The following is a 20,465-nucleotide window of genomic DNA, read 5'->3' on the forward strand; positions in this document are numbered from 1 at the left end:
AAGGGCGGACGGAGAACGCATGGCGGCACACAGCAAGGCACAGCAGGGCGGGGCGACGCAGAGCGCGGAGCCCAACGGTACCCGGCCGTTCAGTGCCTTCGAATGGATGCTCTCGCTGCGCTATCTGCGTGCGCGCCGCAAGGAAGGCTTCATTTCCGTCATCGCCGGCTTCTCCTTCCTCGGCATCATGCTCGGGGTCGCGACGCTCATCATCGTCATGGCGGTGATGAACGGCTTTCGCACCGAGCTCCTGTCGAAGATCCTCGGGCTCAACGGGCACCTGCTGGTGCAACCGCTGGACGGGCCGCTGACCGACTACGATGCCGTTGCAAAGCGCATCGCCGGCGTGCCGGGCATCAAGCTGGCCGTGCCGCTGGTGGAAGGCCAGGCGCTGGCCTCCTCGGCCTTCAATGCCGGCGGTGTGCTGGTGCGGGGCATTTCGGAGGCCAATCTGCGCGCGCTGCCGTCCATCAGCTCGAATATCCGCGAGGGTACGCTGGAAGGCTTCGATCAGGGATCGGGCATCGCCATTGGCAAGCGCCTGGCCGAACAGCTGTCATTGCGGGCGGGCGACAATCTCACCCTGGTGGCGCCGCGCGGGGCGGTCACGCCCATGGGCACGACGCCGCGCATCAAGGTCTACAAGATCGCGGCGGTGTTCGAGATCGGCATGTCGGAATATGACAGCGCCTTCGTCTTCATGCCGCTCGCCGAGTCGCAGGCCTATTTCAACAAGAACGGCGATGTGACCGCGATCGAGGTCTACACCGACAACCCGGACGACATGGACCGGCTGCGCCCGCTGGTTCACGCCGCCGCGGAGCGGCCGGTGTTCATCGTCGACTGGCGCCAGCGAAACTCGACCTTCTTCAACGCTCTTCAGGTCGAGCGGAACGTGATGTTCCTCATCCTCACCCTCATCGTCGTGGTTGCGGCCTTCAACATCGTGTCCGGGCTCAACATGCTGGTGAAGGACAAGGGGCGCGATATCGGGATATTGCGCACCATGGGCGCCTCGCGCGGATCGATCATGCGCATCTTCCTCGTCACCGGCGCGGCGATCGGTGTCGTGGGCACCATTGCGGGCTTCCTGCTTGGGCTGGTGGTCTGCCTGAATGTCGAGGAGATCCGCCAGTTCATCTCCTGGATCACCGCGACCGAGCTGTTTTCGCCGGAGCTCTATTATCTCAGCCGCCTTCCGGCCGAGATGAATGCGGGTGAAACCGCGACCGTGGTTCTGATGTCGCTTGTGCTTTCCTTCCTTGCCCCGCTCTACCCGTCCTGGCGCGCCGCGCGCCTCGATCCGGTGGAAGCGCTGCGTTACGAGTGAGGTTGGAATGGCCGTCGCACTTCAGCTCGAAGGGATCGAGCGCAGCTACACGCAGGGCGAAGGCCAGCTGCACATCCTGCGTGGCGCCAATTTATCGGTACTGGAAGGCCAGTCGGTCGCGCTGGTCGCCCCCTCGGGAACGGGCAAGTCCACGCTGCTGCACATCGCCGGGCTGATGGAGCATCAGGATAAGGGCGAGGTCTATATCGGCGGTGCCGGGACCTCGGGGCTCGCCGACGCGGCGCGTACCCGGATCCGGCGCAACGATGTTGGCTTCGTCTACCAGTTCCATCACCTCCTGCCCGAGTTCTCCGCGCTGGAGAACGTCATGCTGCCGCAGATGATACGGGGGCTCTCCCGCCGCGAGGCACGTACGCGCGCCTCGGACCTTCTGGGGTATCTCGGCCTCGGCAAGCGCCTGGAGCATCGCCCGGCGGAGCTTTCCGGCGGCGAACAGCAGCGCGTCGCCATCGCCCGCGCCGTCGCCAACGCGCCGCGCGTGCTGCTGGCGGATGAGCCTACCGGCAATCTCGACCCCACCACGGCCGATCATGTGTTCCATGCCCTGTCGCAGCTGGTGGAGGCGACCGGCCTCGCCGCGGTGATCGCCACGCACAATCTCGAACTGGCCGACCGGATGCATCGCCGCGTGACGTTGCAGGACGGGATGGTCGTCGAGCTGGGATGAGCTTCGGCGGCCGTCGCGCACGCGTTCTTGGAAGTCTTCACGCAAGTCTTCACGCGCGCCTTTGTCGTCGTGCCGCTCCTCTCGCCAGGTGTCTTTTCACTGATGGGCGGCCCTTGCCTTGATCCGTGCTCTGCGATGCCCCACACGCACGGGCGCCGACGGTTGCGGTGACATTTGACCTAACCTAACGTGCCATTGGCGGGTGTGGAGTCGGGGGTTATGCCGGAGTATCTGTCGCACTATCTGGGTGCGTTCAAACCGATGACGCTGCTCACCTTGGGCGTCGTCGCCGCTGTTGCCATCATCATCCTGCTGCGCTGGACCGGTCAGCGCTATGTCCCGCCGAAAGCGCGCCTGGCGCTGAAGGGAGATGGCAGCTTCGAGTACGGCGTCACGGGTACTGGCGAGCACCAGCCCCTGCTGGCTCGCGTCGCGGGACACAGCCCCCCGTCTTCCGGCCAGGAATGCATCGCCGAGCTGCTCCCGGAACGGGACGGGAGCGGTGAGACGAAGGCGATACGGGTCTGCGTCGAGGGCGCGCCGGTCGGCCAGATCGCGCCCGATGAAATCAGCGTGTTCGAGGCCGTGTTGAAAGGGCGTCCGGCCCGATGCGACGCCATCGTGGTGCGCGGCACACGGTCGAACACCTTGCAGCTCAAGCTCGATCTCATCTGGCCCCCAAGCCTGCGGACCTCTTAAGGTTCGGTGCGAAATGCATCGCATTCGTTTCCGCATCGTAAACCATAAGCGGGAACGAAAGAAGAACGTGGTTTGATTCTGGGGATTGCGAGGATAATGTTCTCCATATGTTCCATGGAGGTCGACATGATCCGTATCTTTCTTCAGGAAGTCGCCACGCTCGCCTCGGTCGGGCTGTTCGTCGCCATGATCGGACTATGGGCCGGCGTCCTCACCGGGATCTGAGGACAGCGGGGACGAGTACCCCCTGTTGGTGGACGCCGCCCGCCGGGGAGCCCACCATTCGATTTTACGATTCGGGGAGGAAGTCATGGCGACGTCAGATGTCGGATTCGTGCACCTGCACGTCCATTCCTCCTTCTCGCTGCTGGAGGGCGCGCTCACCATCGGCAAGCTGGCCGACCTCGCCAAGAAGGACCGCCAGCCCGCGATCGCGCTCACCGATACCGGAAATCTCTTCGGGGCCCTCGAATTTTCCGAGAAACTGGCAGGGGCGGGCATACAGCCGATTCTGGGATGTGCGCTGGCGATCGACTTCCCGGGTTCCCAGCCGCGCGGTCCCGCCAGCGCGCAGCGCCCGCGCATCGTGCTGCTCGCCGCCTCCGAGGAGGGATGGGGCAATCTGATGGCGCTGGTGTCGCGCTCATTTCTCGACACCGCGGCGGACGGCGCGCCGCTGATCAAGATGGAATGGCTTGAGGGGCTCACCGGTGGCCTCATCGCCCTCACTGGCGGTCCCAGCGGTCCCATTGACCGCGCCCTTGTGGCGGGGAGCCCGGATCACGCCGAGCAACGGCTGACCGCGCTCAAGGAGCTGTTCGGCGACCGTCTTTATGTCGAGGTGCAGCGTCACGACGTGGCGGAAGAGCGCCGCGTCGAAGGCGCGCTGATCGAGCTGGCCTATCGTCTGGACCTGCCGCTGGTGGCCGCGAACGAGCCGTTCTTCGCGGCGGAGGCCGACTACGAGGCTCATGACGCGCTGATCTGCATCGCGGAAGGCCGCATCGTCGCCGACCCGGATCGCCGCCAGCTCTCGCCGCAGCACCGTTTCCGCACCCGCGCCGAGATGATGGCGCTGTTCGCGGATCTGCCCGAGGCGCTGGCAAATACCGTCGAAATCGCGCGCCGCTGTGCCTACCGGCCGCGGACCGTCAAGCCGATCCTGCCGCGCTTCACCATGGAGCGCGATGAAGCCGAGGAGCTGAGGGTGCAGGCCGAGGAGGGGCTGCGACAGCGTCTCGCCGTGCATGGCCCGGCGCCGGGCCTGAGCGAAAAGGACTATACGGACCGTCTGGCCTTTGAGCTTGGCATCATCGAGAAGATGAAGTTTCCGGGCTATTTCCTTATCGTGTCTGACTTTATCAAATGGGCGAAGGCGCAGGGGATCCCCGTGGGGCCGGGCCGTGGTTCGGGCGCCGGCTCGCTCGTCGCCTATTCGCTGACCATCACCGACCTTGATCCGCTACGCTTCGGCTTGCTGTTCGAGCGCTTCCTGAACCCCGAGCGCGTGTCGATGCCGGACTTCGATATCGACTTCTGCCAGGAGCGTCGGGACGAGGTGATCCGCTACGTGCAGCAGCGCTACGGGCGGGACCAGGTCGCGCAGATCATCACCTTCGGTACGCTTCAGGCGCGCGGCGTGCTGCGCGACGTCGGCCGCGTGCTGGAAATGCCCTACGGCCAGGTCGACAAGCTGTGCAAGCTGGTGCCGCAGAACCCGGCCAGTCCGGTGACGCTGACGCAGGCCATCGAGGGTGAGCCCCGCCTTCAGGCCGAACGCGACGCCAATCCCGTGGTGAAGCGGGCATTCGACATCGCGACCCGGCTCGAAGGGCTGAACCGGCACGCGTCCACCCACGCCGCCGGCATTGTGATCGGCGACCGGCCATTGTCGCAGCTCGTGCCGCTGTACCGCGATCCGCGCTCCGACATGCCGGTGACGCAGTACAACATGAAGTGGATCGAGCAGGCGGGGCTGGTGAAGTTCGACTTCCTGGGCCTGAAGACGCTCACCGTGCTGCAGACCGCCGTGCGCCTCGTCGCGCAACGGGGCGTCGAGCTCGATCTGTCGACCATCCCGCTCGACGACAAGACAAGCTACGCCATGCTCACGCGTGGTGAGACGGTGGGCGTGTTCCAGGTTGAAAGCGCGGGCATGCGGCGCGCGCTGGTCGACATGAAGCCCGACCGGCTGGAGGACATCATCGCCCTCGTGGCGCTCTATCGTCCGGGCCCGATGGCGAACATTCCGGTCTACTGCGCGGTCAAGAACGGCCAGGAGCAGGCGGTCTATGTTCACCCCGCGCTCGAAGCCAGCCTGAAGGAAACCTACGGCGTCATCATCTACCAGGAACAGGTGATGCAGATCGCGCAGACGCTGTCCGGCTATTCGCTGGGCGAAGCGGACCTGCTGCGTCGCGCCATGGGCAAGAAGATCCGCGCCGAGATGGACAAGCAGCGCGAGCGCTTCGTCGATGGCGCGGTGGAGCGCGGCGTGCCGAAGGCGAAGGCGTCGGAGATCTTCGATCTGCTGGCGAAGTTCGCCGACTACGGCTTCAACAAGAGCCACGCTGCCGCCTATGCGCTGGTCGCCTACCAGACCGCCTATATGAAGGCGAACTACTGCACCGAGTTCCTCGCCGCCTCGATGACGCTCGACATGGGCAACACCGACAAGCTGGCGGAATTCCGCCAGGAGGCGCAAAGGCTGGGCATCGAGGTGCTTCCGCCCTCCGTCAATCATTCCGGCCGCGAATTCGCGGTGAAGGACGGGCGCATTCTTTATGCGCTCGCCGCGATCAAGGGCGTGGGTGGGCACGCGGTCGACGCCATCGTCGAGGCGCGCGGTGACAAGCCCTTCACCAGCCTTTCGGATTTCGCCTCGCGCATCAACGCCAAGGCGTTGAACAAGAGGACCATGGAGAGCCTTGTGAATGCGGGTGCCTTCGACGCGCTGGAGCCGAACCGGGCCCGCGCGGCGGCGGCCGTCGACACCGTGCTGGCACATGCCGCGTCCGTGGGCGCGGAAGCCGCTTCGGGGCAGGTGAACCTGTTCGGCGGTCCGGCGCAGGCGGCCGAGTTGCCGATTCCGGCGGCTGCGCCCTGGCTGCCGGCGGACCGGCTACAGAAGGAATACGACGCCATCGGCTTCTTCCTTACCGGCCATCCGCTCGACGATTACGCCAAGGCGCTCGACAAGCTCCGGGTGCAGCGCTGGACCGATTTCACGCGGTCGGTGCGGGCAGGTTCGATTGCCGGGCGTCTGGCCGCGACGGTGGTGAGCCGGCAGGAACGGCGCACCAAGAGCGGCAGCAAGATGGGCATCATCGGGCTCTCCGATCCGTCCGGCCAGTTCGAGGCAATTCTCTTCTCCGAGGCGCTGGCGCAGTACCGCGAACTGCTGGAACCGGGGAAGGCGCTGCTGCTGCAGGTGTCCGCCGAGCTTCAGGGAGAAGACGTGCGGGCCCGAATCCAGACCGCAGAGCCGCTCGACGCGGCGACGGCCCGCATGCAGAAAGGCATGCGCATATTCCTGCGCTCGTCCGATCCGCTGGACAGTGTTGCCGCACGGCTCGGCTCGCTCGCGGGCGGGCGAGGGGACGGCGAGGTTGCTTTCGTGCTGCTGCTGGGCGAGCGCGGGGCGACGGAGGTCGAGGTGAAGCTGCCGGGCCGTTTCAACCTGTCGCCGCAGATCGCCGGCGCCATCAAGGCGGTGCCGGGCGTCGTCGCGGTCGAGGCGCATTAGGCGGATCCCGGAAGCCTTACACGCGATCCCGTTGTGCCTGCCTTCGTCGGGTATAGGCGCGTCGGCGCCTGAAGCCGCGCCTGTTTCACTCGGCGGCGGTTTGGGACACGGCGAGGGGGTAATCTGGGAGGGGAAACGGGGCGTTGGCGATCGACAGCTTGCGCGCGAGGGCTGGCTCGCGTATATGCCGCGCCATTCCGCACGCGGACTCGCGGCTGAGTACCCTTTGACGTGACTGCACGCATTTGCGTGGCTCGATGAGGGTGCTCTCAGGCCGTTCCGGTGCCGTAAGCCGAAATCCCTCGGCACGGCCATGTCCGCGGAGGCCTAACCGGACGAGTAACGACCATGGCGCTTCCTGATTATTCCATGCGTCAGCTCCTTGAAGCTGGCGTGCACTTTGGGCATCAGTCCCACCGCTGGAACCCGAAGATGGCCCCCTTCATCTTCGGCACCCGCAACAACATCCACATCATCGATCTGGCCCAGACCGTGCCGGCGCTGCATCGCGCCCTGCAGGCGGTGTCGGACACCGTCGCCCGTGGCGGCCGCGTGCTGTTCGTCGGCACCAAGCGTCAGGCCGCGGACGCAGTGGCGGATGCCGCCAAGCGTTCGGCCCAGTATTACGTCAATTCCCGCTGGCTCGGCGGCATGCTGACCAACTGGAAGACCATTTCGCACTCCATCGCGCGCCTGAAGAAGCTCGAGGAACTCCTGAATGCCGGCGAAGGCGTCGGCTACACCAAGAAGGAGCGCCTGACGCTGCAGCGCGAGAAGGAGAAGCTTGATCGCGCTCTCGGCGGCATTCGCGACATGGGCGGCATCCCGGACCTGCTGTTCGTCATCGATACGAACAAGGAAGATCTGGCCGTCGCCGAGGCCCGCCGCCTCGGAATCCCGGTCGCCGCCATCCTCGACACCAACTGCGATCCCGATGGAATTGCTTTCCCGGTGCCGGGCAATGACGACGCCGGCCGCGCCATCAACCTTTATTGCGACCTCATCGCCCGCGCTGCGATCGACGGCATCGGCCGCGCCCAGGGCGATGTCGGCATCGATGTCGGCGCCGCCGAAGTGCCGATGGTCGAGGACCTGCCGGTCGAGACCATCTGGTCGACCTTCGAGCCTCTCTCGGGTCCGCGCGGCATCGCCGACGACCTGAAGAAGCTGACGGGCGTTTCGCCGGAAATCGAGAAGAAGCTCACCGATCTCGGCTTCTTCCACTATTCGCAGATCGCGGGTCTCGACCAGGCGGATGCGCACCGCCTCGGCGAGGAAGTCGGTCTGCCGGGCCGCGTCGACGGCTGGGTTGCTCAGGCGAAGGGCCTCACCGCCGAAGTCGAGTGAGCCTTCGTTTTCGCGACGGCGTCACATAGCGACGCCAAGCATTACATCGCGCGGCCGGCCCGGAACCCTCCGGCCGGCCGTGTCGTCGAATGACACATGAGATTGTGTGAGGAATTGAATATGGCCAACATCACCGCGGGCATGGTGAAGGAACTGCGCGAGAAGACCGGCGCTGGCATGATGGACTGCAAGGCCGCGCTCACCGAAGTCGAGGGCGACATCGAAGCCGCCGTCGACTGGCTGCGCAAGAAGGGCCTCAGCAAGGCTGCCAAGAAGGCTGGCCGCGTCGCCGCCGAAGGACTGATCGGTCTGGCCATCTCGGGCACCGAAGGCGTTGTCGTCGAGGTGAACTCGGAGACCGACTTCGTTGCGCGCAACGAACAGTTCCAGCAGCTGGTCCGCGACATCTCTACCGTTGCGCTCGGCTCGTCCGGCGATGTCGAGGCGATCAAGTCGGCGGCGTATCCCTCGGGCGGTACCGTTGCGGATGCGATCAACACGGCGGTCGCCACCATCGGCGAGCACATGAACCTGCGCCGTGCCGGCAAGCTCTCCGTCACCTCTGGCGTGATCGGCTCCTATGTTCACGGCTCGGTGGGCGAGGGTCTCGGCAAGATCGGCGTGCTGGTCGCGCTGGAATCGACCGGCAAGCAGGATGAGCTCGCGGCCCTTGGTCGCCAGATCGCCATGCATGTCGCTGCGGCGAACCCGCAGGCGCTTGATGCGTCCGCGATCGATTCCGAGATCGTCGCCCGCGAGCGTGGCGTTCTGGCCGAGAAGGCCAAGGCCTCCGGCAAGCCGGACAACGTCGTCGAGAAGATCGTCGAGAGCGGCCTCAAGACCTTCTATAAGGAAGTCACGCTGGTCGAGCAGTCCTTCATCCACGACTCTTCCAAGACCGTCGCCCAGGCGGTGAAGGAGAGCGAGGGCAAGGTCGGCGCGCCGGTGCGCATCGTCGGCTTCATTCGCTTCGCGCTTGGCGAAGGCGTTGAGAAGCAGGAGAGCGATTTCGCCGCCGAGGTCGCCGCCGCTGCCGGCGCGTGATCTCCGACGGTTGATAAGATCACGCCGGGAGCCGACAGGTTGCCCGGCGTGCGTTACTGAGCACGAATAGATTTGTGCCAAGTTTGAGGTGCCCCATGTCGACTCCGTCGGAGCCAAACAGTCCTGCCTATGGGCGAGTGTTGGTGAAGGTTTCCGGGGAGGCGTTGATGGGAAGCGAGGCGTTTGGCCTCCACTGGCCGACCATCGAGCGCATCGCCCGCGATCTGGTCGAGGCGAAGGACTCGGGTGCCGAGATCGCCGTGGTTGTCGGCGGCGGCAATATTCTTCGTGGTGCGAGTGTTGCGGGCGAGGGGCTGGATCGGGCCACTGCCGACCACATGGGCATGCTTGCCACCGTCATGAACGCGCTGGCGCTGGAGAAGGCGGTCGAACACGCCGGAAGCCCGGCACGAACGCTTTCGGCGATTCCCATGCCGACGATCTGCGAACCCTATGCCCGCCAGACCGCGGCGCGCCACCTGTCCCGCGGACGCATCGTTCTTCTCGCCGGCGGCACGGGAAATCCCTATTTCACGACCGATACCGGCGCGGTGCTGCGGGCGGCCGAACTTGAATGCAATGCGGTGATGAAGGCCACCAATGTGGATGGCGTGTACACCGCAGATCCCAAGCTCGATCCATCGGCCACCCGCTATGATCGGCTTAGCCACGACGAGGCTCTGGCCAAGGACCTCAAGGTCATGGATGCTGCGGCATTCGCACTTGCCCGCGAAGCGCGATTGCCGATTGTCGTGTTCTCGATCCGCGAACCGGGCGCCATCGCCGCCGCGGTTCGGGGACAGGGGCGCGCCACGACGGTTGCGCCTTAACCGCTTGCCTCAGGCGGTAAGACATTCGATATAACCGCAACCCGACACGGGCCCGGCCCGAATGACCGACGCGCTTGCCGCGCCGGAAGCATTATGAGACGAGGTTTGCCATGAGCTCTGAGCCGATCGATATCGCTGACATCAAACGCCGCATGCAGGGCGCCATCGGCGTGCTGAAACAGGAGCTTTCGGGCTTGCGCACCGGGCGTGCTTCCGCGAGCCTGCTTGAGCCGATCCAGGTCAACGCTTATGGCAGCCACATGCCGCTGAATCAGGTCGCTTCGGTCAACGTGCCCGAACCTCGCCTGCTTTCGGTGCAGGTGTGGGATCGCGGTATGGTGTCGGCGGTTGAGAAGGCGATCCGTGATTCCAACCTTGGCCTCAATCCGCAGACCGAGGGGCAGGTGCTTCGGGTCCGGATCCCTGAACTCACGCAGGACCGTCGCCAGGAACTGGTGAAGGTCGCCCACAAATATGCCGAGGCTGCGCGTGTTTCGGTTCGCCATGTTCGACGCGACGGGCTGGACACGCTGAAGAAGGCGGAAAAAGACGGCGAGATGAGCTCCGACGACCTCGACCGCATGGCTGATCAGGTCCAGAAAGCGACGGACCAGTCCATTGCTGAGGTCGACCAGGTGCTGGCGGCCAAGGAAAAGGAAATCCTGGCCGTCTAGGTGCTCCAAGCTCCTAGAGGGGGGCCTCTGTGAATATTATGAAGCTAGGGGTGCGAAGGGGCGCCTCGACAGAGTCCGAGACAGTGACGACGGCGGGAAATGCGGGCCCCCGCCATGTCGCCATCATCATGGATGGGAATGGCCGATGGGCCAAAGCCCATGGGCTTCCGCGCGTCGAGGGCCACCGCCGGGGCGTCGAGGCCGTGCGTCGCACGGTTGCGGCGGCGCGAGAGCTCGGAATCGAGGCGGTCACGATCTACAGCTTCTCGAGCGAGAACTGGACCCGGCCTGCCGCCGAGATCAGTGAGCTGATGTCGCTGATGAAGCGCTTCATCCGCTCCGATCTCAAGAAGCTGCACGAGCACAATATACGTGTGCGCGTCATCGGCGAGCGGCATCCCTCGGATGTCGAGATGCAGTCCCTGCTCGAAGAAGCCGAAGGGCTGACCCGGGACAATTCCGGCCTCAAGCTGACGGTGGCGTTCAATTACGGCGCGCGCAACGAAATGCTCCGCGCCACGCGCAAGCTTGCTGCGGAAGTCGCGGCGGGACGGCTGGACGCTGACGCGATTTCCGAAGAGCACGTCGCCGGTGCGCTGGATACGGCAGATCTCCCCCCGCTCGACCTCATGATCCGCACCAGCGGCGAGCAGCGCCTGTCGAATTTCCTGCTGTGGCAGGCCGCCTATGCTGAGCTGGTCTTCCTGCCGGTGCTTTGGCCGGATTTCGATCGCAGCAGCCTGGAACAGGCGCTGAGTGAGTATGCGAGGCGCGACCGCCGTTTTGGTGGCATCTGCCAGACGGAGCTTTGATGTCGGTACGTCTGGGTGCCGATTTTCTGCCGCGTCTAATGTCCGCCCTTGTGCTGGGTCCGGTTGTCATCGTCGCCGCGATACTGGGGGAATGGCCGTTCGAGATCCTGGTCGGCGTCGCGGCGATCCTTGTGCTCTGGGAATGGGTCAGCATGGTCGGCGTGCGTCCGAAGTGGGCGCTGGTCGGAGCTGGCGGGCTGGGGCTGGTCGCCGCGCTGCTGATTCTCCATGTCCGCCCCCCCGCGACAGCTCTGGCGATCGTGATGGTCACCATGATCGCGTGCGCGCTCATGGGGCGGGGCCACCGGCAGCAGCGGCTCTGGTCGCCCTTCGGCGTGCTCTATGCCGCGGCGATGGCGCTTCCCGTGGAAATATTGAGAGACGATGCCACTCTCGGGCTCGCGAGCCTGGTCTGGCTGCTGGCCGTGGTGTGGAGCACCGATATCGCGGCCTATTTCTGCGGCCGGCTTCTCGGCGGCCCGAAGCTCTGGCCGCGGGTCAGCCCCAACAAGACATGGTCCGGGGCGATCGGGGGCACGGCGTTCGGCACCTGTGCGGGAATGCTGGTCGTGTTTCTGTTCGGCATCGACAGCGCTCTCCTCGCCGCGCCCGTCGCGTGCATCGCCAGCATTGCGAGCCAGGGAGGTGATCTGTTCGAATCTTCCATGAAGCGTCGCTTCGGCGTGAAGGATTCTAGCGCGCTCATTCCCGGCCATGGCGGGCTGATGGACCGCCTGGACGGACTTATCGCGGCGGCGGCGCTGGCGCTGCTTATTGGCATGCTGCGCAATCCCGCCGCGCCGGCGCAGGGGCTGCTGCTCTGGTGATGCGGCAATCGGGCCGGCACTCCCGGTCAATTGCTCAGGACTTTTGCCCAAGTTCGCCTTAAACCACCCCTAAGGGTTTAGCGCGGATCATTCGGCGCCGACTTTGGGAACCTCACTATGGAAATTCTCGCCTCGATGGGCGGTACTGCGAGCTGGCTTCTCGGCTACGTCATTCCGTTTCTGTTCGTGCTCACCATCGTGGTGTTTTTCCACGAACTGGGACACTTCTGGGTGGCGCGCCGCGCGGGCGTGAAAGTGGTGGCGTTTTCTCTCGGCTTCGGGCCGGAACTCTTCGGCTTCAATGACAGGCACGGCACGCGCTGGAAGGTCTCCGCGATTCCGCTGGGGGGCTACGTCAAGTTCCTCGGCGACGACAACGCGGCCAGCACCCCGGACCGCGCGAATCTGGAGCAGATGAGCGAGGCGGATCGCCGCGTCAGCTTCTTCCACAAGTCGGTCGGTGCGCGCGCCGCTATCGTCGCGGCCGGGCCGATCGCGAATTTCATTCTCGCCATCGTCATCTTCTCCGTGCTGTTCATGACCGTCGGTCGTCCGGTGATGACCCCGCAGGTCGACACGGTGCAGGAGGGGAGTGCGGCGGAACGGGCCGGCTTCCAGCCGCAGGACATCATCCTGTCGATCGACGGCACGCCGATCGAGACCTTCGGCGACATGCAGCGCATCGTCAGCGCCAGCGCCGAACAGCCCCTGCGAATCGTGGTCGATCGCGGGGGCGAGCATGTGAACCTGACCGCGACGCCGGATCGGCGTGAGATCACCGACAGCTTCGGCAATGTCCACCGTCTGGGCGTGCTTGGCATCTCGCGCGCCACCGGCGGCGCGGTGAAGACCGAGACCTACGGCCCGGTGAAGGCCGTGAGCATGGCGACTCACGAGGTCTGGTTCATCGTGGATCGCACCTTCAGCTATCTTGGAGGCGTGGTGACGGGGCGCGAATCTGCCGACCAGCTGGGTGGGCCGATCCGAATCGCCCAGGTTTCGGGGCAGGTCGCGACATTCGGCATTGCCGCGCTGCTTCAGCTTGCCGCGGTGCTTTCTGTGTCGATCGGTCTTCTTAACCTCTTCCCGGTACCCTTGCTCGACGGTGGGCATCTGCTCTTCTACGCCATCGAAGCGTTGCGCGGACGGCCGCTCAGCGACCGCGCGCAGGAGGTCGGGTTCCGCATCGGGCTGGCGCTGGTGTTGATGTTGATGCTTTTTGCGACCTGGAACGATATCCTCAATATATCAAAATCTTGAGCCGTTCTTAAAACGGCGTGGCGCCCGCGCCACGCCGTTTGGAAAAGGTGTCTGTAGGTGTCTGTAAAAGTCTGGCTTGGTTTGCAGGCCCCCTAAAAGCCTGTACAAGCGGGACGCAAGGTGAAGAATTGTGGCGGCCTGCGCGCGCTTGCGGCCACGATGTGAGAACAACGGTAAGGTTGCGCACCAGATGGCTGCATGTGTCCGGTTTGTGAGTAAGATGGCGTCGGTCGCCGGTGTGGTTGCACTGATGGCTGTTGCCGGTGTTGCCGGAAGTGTCGTGGCGCCCGTCGCCGCAATCGCTCAGAGTTCGAGTTCGATCATTGTCGAAGGCAATCGTCGCGTGGACGCGGATACGATCCGCTCCTATTTCGCGACTCAGCCCGGTCAGTCGCTGACCCCGGCGAAGATCGACGAAGCCCTCAAGTCGCTCTATGCGACCGGCCTGTTTTCCGATGTCACGATCACGCATCGTGGCGGTCGTCTCGTGGTCTCCGTGCAGGAGAACGAGGTGATCAATCGCGTTGCCTTTGAAGGCAACCGCAAGATCAAGGACGACCAGCTCGCCAGCGAAGTTCAGTCGAAGGCGCGCTCTCCCTTCTCGAAGACCACGGTTCAGGCCGACACCCAGCGCATCATCGAGCTGTATCGCCGCTCGGGCCGCTATGACGTGCGCGTGGTTCCCAAGACCATCGATCGCGGCCAGGGTCGCGTGGACCTCGTCTTCGAGATCACCGAGGGCGACAAGCTTGGCGTCGCGGCGATCCGTTTCGTCGGCAACAAGGCGTATTCCGCCTACAAGCTGGAAGACGAGATTACCACGACCGAGAGCAACTGGCTGTCGTGGATCAAGAACACCGACGTCTATGACGTCGACCGTATCAACAACGACCAGGAATTGCTGCGCCGGTTCTATCTGCGCAACGGCTATGCCGATTTCCGCATCGTGTCGGTGACCGCCGACCTCGATCGCGCCAAGGACGGCTTCATCCTGACCTACGTTCTCGACGAGGGCCCGCAGTACCGCGTGGGCACGGTCGATGTCGTCTCCGGCATCAAGGATGTCGACGCGAACCGTATCCGCTCGGCCCTGCGCGTCAGCCCCGGTCAGGTCTACAATGCCGAACTGGTCGAGAAGTCGGTCGAGAACGCGACCATCGAGGTGTCGAAGAGCGGCTACGCCTTCGCCCAGGTCCGTCCCCGCGGCGACCGCGATGTTCAGACCCGCAAGGTCAATCTCGTCTTCGCGGTCGAAGAGGGGCCGCGCGTCTACATCGAGCGCATCGAGATCCGCGGCAACACCCGCACCCGCGACTGGGTTATCCGGCGCGAGTTCGACCTTGCCGAGGGCGACGCCTATAACCGTGTGCTGATCGATCGCGCCGAGCGTCGGCTGCGCAACCTTGGCTACTTCAAGGACGTGAAGATCACCAACGAGCCGGGCACCGCGCCCGACCGTGTGATCCTGGTCGTGCAGGTTGAGGATCAGCCCACGGGCGAGTTCTCGGTCTCGGGTGGTTACTCCACGACGGACGGCTTCATCGGCGAAGTGTCGATCTCGGAGAAGAACTTCCTCGGCCGTGGCCAGTATGTGCGTCTGGCGGGCCAGCTCGGCGAGAATATCGAGGGTGCGGACTTCAGCTTCACGGAGCCCTATTTCCTGGACTACCGCGTCGCGGCCGGTTTCGACCTGTTCTGGAAGAACACCACGGCCACCTCGTACAGCCCGTATGAGACCTCGACCGCGGGTGGCACGCTGCGCGTCTCGCTGCCGCTGACCGATGAGTTGACACTGGGCCTGCGCTACACGCTGTCGACCAAGGAAATCTCGATCACGGAAGAGGACGAGTACTACAACAACATCTCCTGGGCGCTGCTCGAGGTGAACAACGATCCGGCGCTCACCTCACTGGTCGGCTATACGTTGAGCTACAACATGCTCGACAACAATCTTGAGCCGACGAGCGGTTACCTGCTCGAACTGAAGCAGGATTTCGCCGGCCTCGGCGGCGACGTGAACTACATCAAGTCGACCTTCGACTCGCGCTGGTACCTGCCGGTCTATGGCGACTTCGTGCTGATGCTGCGTGGCCAGGCGGGTAACGTTGCCTCCTGGGGCGGCGAGGATCTGCGCATCCTGGACAACTTCTTCAAGGGGCCGGACATCGTGCGCGGCTTCGAGCCGAACGGCATTGGCCCGCGCGACCTTGCGTCCGGCGTCGATGGTTCGGATCCCGATGCGCTGGGTGGTACGCTCTACTGGGGTACGACGGCGGAACTGCAGTTCCCGCTCTCCTTCCTGCCGAAGGAGCTGGGGCTGAAGATGGCGGTGTTCGCGGATGCCGGCTCGCTGTGGGATTACCAGGGCAACACCACGTTCCAGAATATCCCGGACTGGCAGGACAACCTGACCGACTGTAGCGCGATCCAGGGCTCGACCACGAAGGGCATGAACAATGTCTGCGTGGCCGACAGCGATCTGGTGCGGTCCTCGGTCGGTGTCAGCCTGATCTGGAAGTCGCCTTTCGGTCCGCTGCGCTTCGACTACGCCTGGGCGCTGACCAAGGAAGACTACGACCAGACGCAGGCTTTCCGCTTCAGCGGCGGCACGCGCTTCTGATATAGACTGAGCCAGTACGGCAACGCGCGGCGGTCCGGACCATCCGGGCCGCCGGTTCGTTTGAGCAACAGGTCAGCGACCCTTCAGGCATGAACGATCCGGTCTTTCATACGGCGCCGACGCCGCTGTCTGTCCGCGACATCGCCGCGCTCGTCGGCGGTACGCTGGCCGAGGGCAGCGATAGCGAGCGCCGCATTGCTGGCCTGGCGACGCTGGAAGAGGCCGGGCCCGCCGATCTCGCCTTTATGGATGGCACCCGCCACGTGCCGGAACTCCAGCGCTGCCGCGCCGGCGCCTGCCTTGTGTCCGCGCGTTTCGCCAGCTTCGTGCCAACGGGTACCGTCGCCATCATCGTGCCCAAGCCCTATGCCGGCTTCGTCACGCTAGCGCACCATCTCTATGCGGGCGCCTTGCGCCCGGGTTCGGTGTTCGGTCAGCCGGGCGTCACCGCGGGGGCCATGGTTCATCCGCTCGCCCGGCTGGAGACGGACGTCACGGTGGATCCCGGCGCGGTCGTCGGTCCGGAGGCGGAGATCGGTTCGGGTACTGTGATCGGGGCTGGCGCCGTTGTGGGCCCGGGCGTGCGCATCGGGCGCAATTGCTCCATCGGCGCGGGCGCCAGCCTGCTGCACGCGCTGGTGGGCGATCGCGTCATCATACATCCGGGCGCGCGCATCGGGCAGGACGGCTTCGGCTATCTCGGCAGCGCAAAGGGGCACGCCAAGGTCCCGCAGATCCGCCGCGTGATTCTCCAGGACGACGTCGAGATCGGTGCCGGCACTGCGATCGACCGTGGAGGCCTGCGCGACACGGTTATTGGCGAAGGCAGCAAGATCGACAATCTGGTTCAGATCGCGCACAACGTGGTCATTGGCCGGCACTGCATTGTCGTGTCCCAGACGGGAATCGCGGGCAGTGCGACGCTGGGCGATTTCGTCGTGTTGGGAGGCCAGGTCGGCGTCATTGGCCATGTCCGCATCGGCGACGGTGCGCGCATTGCCGCGACCAGCAATGTGAAGGATGACGTCCCACCGGGCGTTGAATGGGGTGGTTCGCCCGCCCGGCCAATGCGCGAATGGTTTCGCGAGGTCATGGCTCTGCAGCGCCTCGGGCGCGGCGAGATGCCAAGGGGCGGACGCGAGGAGGCACGGGAGAGGGAATGAACCTTCAGGCCGACATCAATCTCGGTTCAGCCGATATTCTGCGAATCCTTGCGGCGTTGCCGCATCGCTATCCCTTTCTGATGGTAGACAAGATCGTCGGCATCGAGGGTGAGCAGCGCGCGATCGGTATCAAGAACGTTTCCGCCAACGAGCCGCACTTCCAGGGGCACTTCCCGGACAATCCGGTGATGCCGGGCGTGCTCATTCTCGAAGGCATGGCGCAGACAGCGGGCACGATCTGCCTGCTGAACAGCGCGAGCGACGGACGGCCCTCGCTGGTCTATTTCATGACCGTCGACAAGGCGAAGTTCCGCAAGCCCGTCGTGCCCGGCGACGTTCTGGAATATCACATGACCCAGATGACGAAGCGGCGGAACATGTGGTGGTTCCGAGGAGAGGCGAAGGTGGACGGCCAGCTCGTCGCCGAGGCCGAGGTGGGCGCCATGATCGCCAAAGAAGCTCAGAGATAGGCACGCAACATAATGAGCAGTTCCGCGAAGGTCGATCCCACCGCGCGCGTCGAGGATGGCGCCCAGCTTGCCGACGGGGTCGAGGTCGGACCGTTCTGCACCATCGGGCCGAATGTGGTGCTGGAGGAGGGCGTCAAGCTCATCTCCCATGTCGCCGTGGCCGGCCACACCACGATCGGTGCCGGAAGCTCGGTCTATCCCTTCGCCTCGCTCGGGTTTCCGCCGCAGTCGTTTCACTACAAGGGCGAGCCGAGCCGACTGGTGATCGGGCGTGATTGCATCATCCGCGAGCATGTGACGATGAACACCGGCACGGCCGGCGGGCACATGGAGACGCGCGTCGGTGATGGCGGCCTGTTCATGGTGGGCTGCCATATCGCCCACGACTGCATTATCGGCGAGAAGGCGGTGTTCGCCAACAATGCCACGCTGGGTGGCCATGTCACTGTGGGCGACAACGTGTTCTTCGGAGGGCTCGCCGCCGTCCACCAGTTCGTGCGCATTGGCGACAACTGCATGATTGGCGGCATGTGCGGCGTGCATTTCGACGTCATTCCCTTCGGCCTGTTGATGGAAGGGCATCGGGGTCTGCGCGCGCTCAACTATCGCGGACTGCAGCGGCGCGGCGCGACGCGTCAGCAGATCCGCGACCTGCGTGTCGCCTATCGCGAGCTGTTCTATGGCTCGGGGGCACTGAGCGAGCGGGCCGAGCGTGTGGCCGGGCTCTTCCCCGAAGACCCCAATGTGATGCTGATCGTCGATTTTGTCCGCACGGCGGGCAAGCGACGCCTCACCGTGCCGCCCGATGCGGATAATGCGGTTGAGCCCGAAGCCGCCTGAGGCCGTGGCCTCCGGCGCACCCCTCGCCATCATCTGCGGCGGCGGCGCCTTTCCGCTGGCTGTGGCGGAATCCGCGCGCCGGGCGGGGCGCGAGGTGGTGCTGTTTCCGATTCGCGGCTTTGCCGGGCCGGAGGTCGAGGCCTGGCCGCATGTGTGGATCCACATCGGCCGGTTTGGGCATCTCACGGCCGAGATGCGCCGTCGGGGCTGCCGCGAGGTGGTGATGATCGGCAATGTGCTGCGTCCCCGCGTGCGCGATATTCGTCTGGACTGGACGACGTTCTGGCTGTTGCCGGCCGCGTTCCGCATGCTGCGCGGGGGCGACGACCATCTGCTCACGAGTCTGGCGCGTTTTTTCGAGGAAGCGGGATTCCGGCTTGTGGGCGCCCATGACGTGGCGCCGGAGATCCTGCTGCCCGCCGGCCAGCTGGGACGAATCGGGCCAAGTGTGGAGGAGCTGGAAGACATCGCACTTGGCTGCCGGGTGCTGGATGTCACCGGTCCACTGGATATCGGTCAGGGCCTTGTGGTCATGAACAAGCATGTCGTGGCGATGGAGGCGGCGGAAGGCACCGACCTGATGCTCGCTCGTATTGCAGAGCTTCGTGCGAATGGCCGGATCAAGATGCCTGCGCGCTGCGGCGTGCTGATCAAGAGGCCAAAGGTCGGGCAGGATCGCCGCCTTGATCTGCCTTCGCTCGGTGTTCGCACCGTCGAGGGCGTCGCGCGCGCCGGGCTCGCGGGTATCGCCCTGGAGGCGGGCGGCGTCATAGCAGCTGAGTCCGAAGCGTTGATCCGGGCCGCCGACGCGGCGGGCGTGTTCGTCTATGGCGTCGACCCCTCCGCTGGCGTGGAGAGTGGGCGGTGAGCGGGGACTGTATATCCGCTTCCTCGCTCGATGTCTTCCTCATCGCCGGCGAGGAATCCGGTGATACCCTCGGTGGTGGCCTGATGGCGGAGCTGAAGGCCCTGAGGCCTGAGGCCCGTTTTCGCGGCGTCGGCGGCGCGCGGATGCAGGGCGAGGGGCTTTTGCCGCTGTTCCCGATGGAGGACATCACCGCCATGGGATTCGCGCAGGTCATTGGCGGTCTGCCGCGGATCCTGCGCCGTATGAGTGAGGTGGTGGAAGCGATCGTCGCGCGCCCGCCCGACATCCTGGTCCTGATCGACGCACCGGATTTCACCCATCGCGTCGCACGCAAGGTACGCGCCCGCCTGCCGGATCTGCCGATCGTCAAATATGTCGCACCCACCGTGTGGGTCTGGCGTTCCGGCCGGGCGCGGGCGATGGCGCCTCATGTTGATCAGGTGCTGGCTCTTCTGCCGTTCGAGCCAAAGGTAATGCACGATCTTGGCGGGCCGCCCACCACCTATGTCGGCCACCCCCTGCTTGGCGAGTTGGACAGGCTTCGCCCGCAAGGCGACGAAGCCGAGCGCCGGCGGGCCGGGCCGCCGCTGGTTCTTGTGCTGCCGGGCAGCCGGCGGGCGGAACTGGCCCGGCTGGGCAAGACCTTCGGCGAGGTCCTGGCGCTGGTGCATCGCACCTTGCCGACGGCGGAATTCGTGCTCCCGACCCTGCCGCGCCGGCTCGCCCAGGTCGAGGAAATGATCGAGAACTGGTCGCTCGCGCCGCGTGTCATCACCGACGAGGAGGAAAAGCGCGCGGCGTTCCGCACCGCCCGCGTCGCGTTGGCCGCGTCCGGCACGGTCACGCTGGAGCTGGCGCTTTCCGGCATTCCCACCGTCGCGGCGTACCGCGTGCCGCGGCTGGAGGGCTGGATCGCGCCATATATTCTCAAAGTCACGACCGCGATCCTGCCGAATCTCATCCTCGGCGAGAATGTCGTGCCCGAATTCCTGCAATGGCACATCGATCCGCCGGTGATGGCGGCTGCGCTCACGCGGCTGGCGGAAGGTGGGCCGGAGCGCGAAACCCAGCTCGCGGCCCTCGCGCGGCTTGACGCGATCATGGGGCTGGGCGGTGACCCGCCAAGCCGGCGCGCGGCGCGTGCCGTGCTGGAAACACTGGCCTCTACCCAGAATTGAAAAGCCCTGCCGTCCGTCGGGAGGGCAGGGCTTTCATATCACTCAGCGGCGGTTGCCGGCGCGTGGTCGC

General features: G+C 65.1%; 17 protein-coding genes. All 17 read left to right on the forward strand.

Annotated features, from left to right (window positions below; all coding sequences use genetic code 11):
* Positions 1-19: 19 nt before the first annotated feature.
* A complete protein-coding gene (locus tag G3A50_RS19625) occupies positions 20-1,330 on the forward strand; it encodes a lipoprotein-releasing ABC transporter permease subunit (RefSeq protein WP_210255174.1) in 1,311 nt (436 codons plus the stop codon).
* Positions 1,331-1,337: 7 nt separating this feature from the next.
* Complete coding sequence (locus G3A50_RS19630; RefSeq protein WP_163076809.1) at positions 1,338-2,018, forward strand: ABC transporter ATP-binding protein; 681 nt, start codon at positions 1,338-1,340, stop codon at positions 2,016-2,018.
* A 219-nt stretch (positions 2,019-2,237) separates the two neighbouring features.
* Positions 2,238-2,717: a hypothetical protein gene (locus tag G3A50_RS19635; RefSeq protein ID WP_163076810.1), complete on the forward strand. Its 480-nt coding sequence runs from the start codon at positions 2,238-2,240 to the stop codon at positions 2,715-2,717.
* A 310-nt stretch (positions 2,718-3,027) separates the two neighbouring features.
* Entirely contained in the window at positions 3,028-6,462 is a 3,435-nt protein-coding gene (gene dnaE, locus G3A50_RS19640) for a DNA polymerase III subunit alpha (RefSeq protein WP_163076811.1), read from the forward strand.
* Between the two features lie 348 nt (positions 6,463-6,810).
* Positions 6,811-7,809: a 30S ribosomal protein S2 gene (locus G3A50_RS19645; protein WP_163076812.1), complete on the forward strand. Its 999-nt coding sequence runs from the start codon at positions 6,811-6,813 to the stop codon at positions 7,807-7,809.
* A gap of 120 nt (positions 7,810-7,929) precedes the next feature.
* Positions 7,930-8,853 (forward strand): translation elongation factor Ts, encoded by a 924-nt coding sequence (gene tsf, locus G3A50_RS19650; protein WP_163076813.1) that lies wholly within the window; start codon positions 7,930-7,932, stop codon positions 8,851-8,853.
* Positions 8,854-8,948: 95 nt separating this feature from the next.
* Positions 8,949-9,683 (forward strand): UMP kinase, encoded by a 735-nt coding sequence (pyrH, locus tag G3A50_RS19655; RefSeq protein ID WP_163076814.1) that lies wholly within the window; start codon positions 8,949-8,951, stop codon positions 9,681-9,683.
* 110 nt (positions 9,684-9,793) lie between these two features.
* Positions 9,794-10,357 (forward strand): ribosome recycling factor, encoded by a 564-nt coding sequence (gene frr, locus G3A50_RS19660; protein ID WP_163076815.1) that lies wholly within the window; start codon positions 9,794-9,796, stop codon positions 10,355-10,357.
* Positions 10,358-10,395: 38 nt separating this feature from the next.
* Positions 10,396-11,169: an isoprenyl transferase gene (locus G3A50_RS19665; protein WP_163077877.1), complete on the forward strand. Its 774-nt coding sequence runs from the start codon at positions 10,396-10,398 to the stop codon at positions 11,167-11,169.
* Positions 11,169-11,996: a phosphatidate cytidylyltransferase gene (locus G3A50_RS19670; protein WP_163076816.1), complete on the forward strand. Its 828-nt coding sequence runs from the start codon at positions 11,169-11,171 to the stop codon at positions 11,994-11,996. The genes G3A50_RS19665 and G3A50_RS19670 overlap by 1 nt, the downstream gene beginning before the upstream one ends.
* 117 nt (positions 11,997-12,113) lie before the next feature.
* Positions 12,114-13,256 (forward strand): RIP metalloprotease RseP, encoded by a 1,143-nt coding sequence (rseP, locus tag G3A50_RS19675; protein WP_163076817.1) that lies wholly within the window; start codon positions 12,114-12,116, stop codon positions 13,254-13,256.
* A 220-nt stretch (positions 13,257-13,476) separates the two neighbouring features.
* On the forward strand, positions 13,477-15,876 hold the full coding sequence (bamA, locus tag G3A50_RS19680) for an outer membrane protein assembly factor BamA (protein WP_163076818.1): 2,400 nt from the start codon (positions 13,477-13,479) through the stop codon (positions 15,874-15,876).
* Positions 15,877-15,965: 89 nt separating this feature from the next.
* On the forward strand, positions 15,966-17,039 hold the full coding sequence (gene lpxD, locus G3A50_RS19685) for a UDP-3-O-(3-hydroxymyristoyl)glucosamine N-acyltransferase (protein WP_163076819.1): 1,074 nt from the start codon (positions 15,966-15,968) through the stop codon (positions 17,037-17,039).
* Positions 17,036-17,509 (forward strand): 3-hydroxyacyl-ACP dehydratase FabZ, encoded by a 474-nt coding sequence (gene fabZ, locus G3A50_RS19690; RefSeq protein ID WP_163076820.1) that lies wholly within the window; start codon positions 17,036-17,038, stop codon positions 17,507-17,509. Before lpxD ends, fabZ begins: the two co-directional genes overlap by 4 nt.
* Positions 17,510-17,521: 12 nt before the next feature.
* On the forward strand, positions 17,522-18,349 hold the full coding sequence (gene lpxA / locus G3A50_RS19695; RefSeq protein ID WP_170308653.1) for an acyl-ACP--UDP-N-acetylglucosamine O-acyltransferase: 828 nt from the start codon (positions 17,522-17,524) through the stop codon (positions 18,347-18,349).
* Positions 18,324-19,217 carry an LpxI family protein gene (locus tag G3A50_RS19700; protein ID WP_163076821.1) on the forward strand — a complete coding sequence of 298 codons (894 nt, stop codon included), beginning with the start codon at positions 18,324-18,326 and terminating at the stop codon, positions 19,215-19,217. Before lpxA ends, G3A50_RS19700 begins: the two co-directional genes overlap by 26 nt.
* Positions 19,214-20,395 carry a lipid-A-disaccharide synthase gene (gene lpxB, locus G3A50_RS19705; RefSeq protein ID WP_246251906.1) on the forward strand — a complete coding sequence of 394 codons (1,182 nt, stop codon included), beginning with the start codon at positions 19,214-19,216 and terminating at the stop codon, positions 20,393-20,395. The genes G3A50_RS19700 and lpxB overlap by 4 nt, the downstream gene beginning before the upstream one ends.
* The last annotated feature ends 70 nt before the right edge of the window (positions 20,396-20,465 follow it).

This window comes from Ancylobacter pratisalsi, from assembly GCF_010669125.1.
In the GTDB taxonomy this organism is placed as follows: domain Bacteria; phylum Pseudomonadota; class Alphaproteobacteria; order Rhizobiales; family Xanthobacteraceae; genus Ancylobacter; species Ancylobacter pratisalsi.

Bases quoted from the DNA above. Each gene is read 5' to 3' on its own strand.
- G3A50_RS19625 (WP_210255174.1), top strand. From the start codon at position 20: ATGGCGGCACACAGCAAGGCACAGCAGGGCGGGGCGACGCAGAGCGCG.
- G3A50_RS19630 (WP_163076809.1), top strand. From the start codon at position 1,338: ATGGCCGTCGCACTTCAGCTCGAAGGGATCGAGCGCAGCTACACGCAG.
- G3A50_RS19635 (WP_163076810.1), top strand. From the start codon at position 2,238: ATGCCGGAGTATCTGTCGCACTATCTGGGTGCGTTCAAACCGATGACG.
- dnaE (WP_163076811.1), top strand. From the start codon at position 3,028: ATGGCGACGTCAGATGTCGGATTCGTGCACCTGCACGTCCATTCCTCC.
- G3A50_RS19645 (WP_163076812.1), top strand. From the start codon at position 6,811: ATGGCGCTTCCTGATTATTCCATGCGTCAGCTCCTTGAAGCTGGCGTG.
- tsf (WP_163076813.1), top strand. From the start codon at position 7,930: ATGGCCAACATCACCGCGGGCATGGTGAAGGAACTGCGCGAGAAGACC.
- pyrH (WP_163076814.1), top strand. From the start codon at position 8,949: ATGTCGACTCCGTCGGAGCCAAACAGTCCTGCCTATGGGCGAGTGTTG.
- frr (WP_163076815.1), top strand. From the start codon at position 9,794: ATGAGCTCTGAGCCGATCGATATCGCTGACATCAAACGCCGCATGCAG.
- G3A50_RS19665 (WP_163077877.1), top strand. From the start codon at position 10,396: ATGAAGCTAGGGGTGCGAAGGGGCGCCTCGACAGAGTCCGAGACAGTG.
- G3A50_RS19670 (WP_163076816.1), top strand. From the start codon at position 11,169: ATGTCGGTACGTCTGGGTGCCGATTTTCTGCCGCGTCTAATGTCCGCC.
- rseP (WP_163076817.1), top strand. From the start codon at position 12,114: ATGGAAATTCTCGCCTCGATGGGCGGTACTGCGAGCTGGCTTCTCGGC.
- bamA (WP_163076818.1), top strand. From the start codon at position 13,477: ATGGCGTCGGTCGCCGGTGTGGTTGCACTGATGGCTGTTGCCGGTGTT.
- lpxD (WP_163076819.1), top strand. From the start codon at position 15,966: ATGAACGATCCGGTCTTTCATACGGCGCCGACGCCGCTGTCTGTCCGC.
- fabZ (WP_163076820.1), top strand. From the start codon at position 17,036: ATGAACCTTCAGGCCGACATCAATCTCGGTTCAGCCGATATTCTGCGA.
- lpxA (WP_170308653.1), top strand. From the start codon at position 17,522: ATGAGCAGTTCCGCGAAGGTCGATCCCACCGCGCGCGTCGAGGATGGC.
- G3A50_RS19700 (WP_163076821.1), top strand. From the start codon at position 18,324: ATGCGGTTGAGCCCGAAGCCGCCTGAGGCCGTGGCCTCCGGCGCACCC.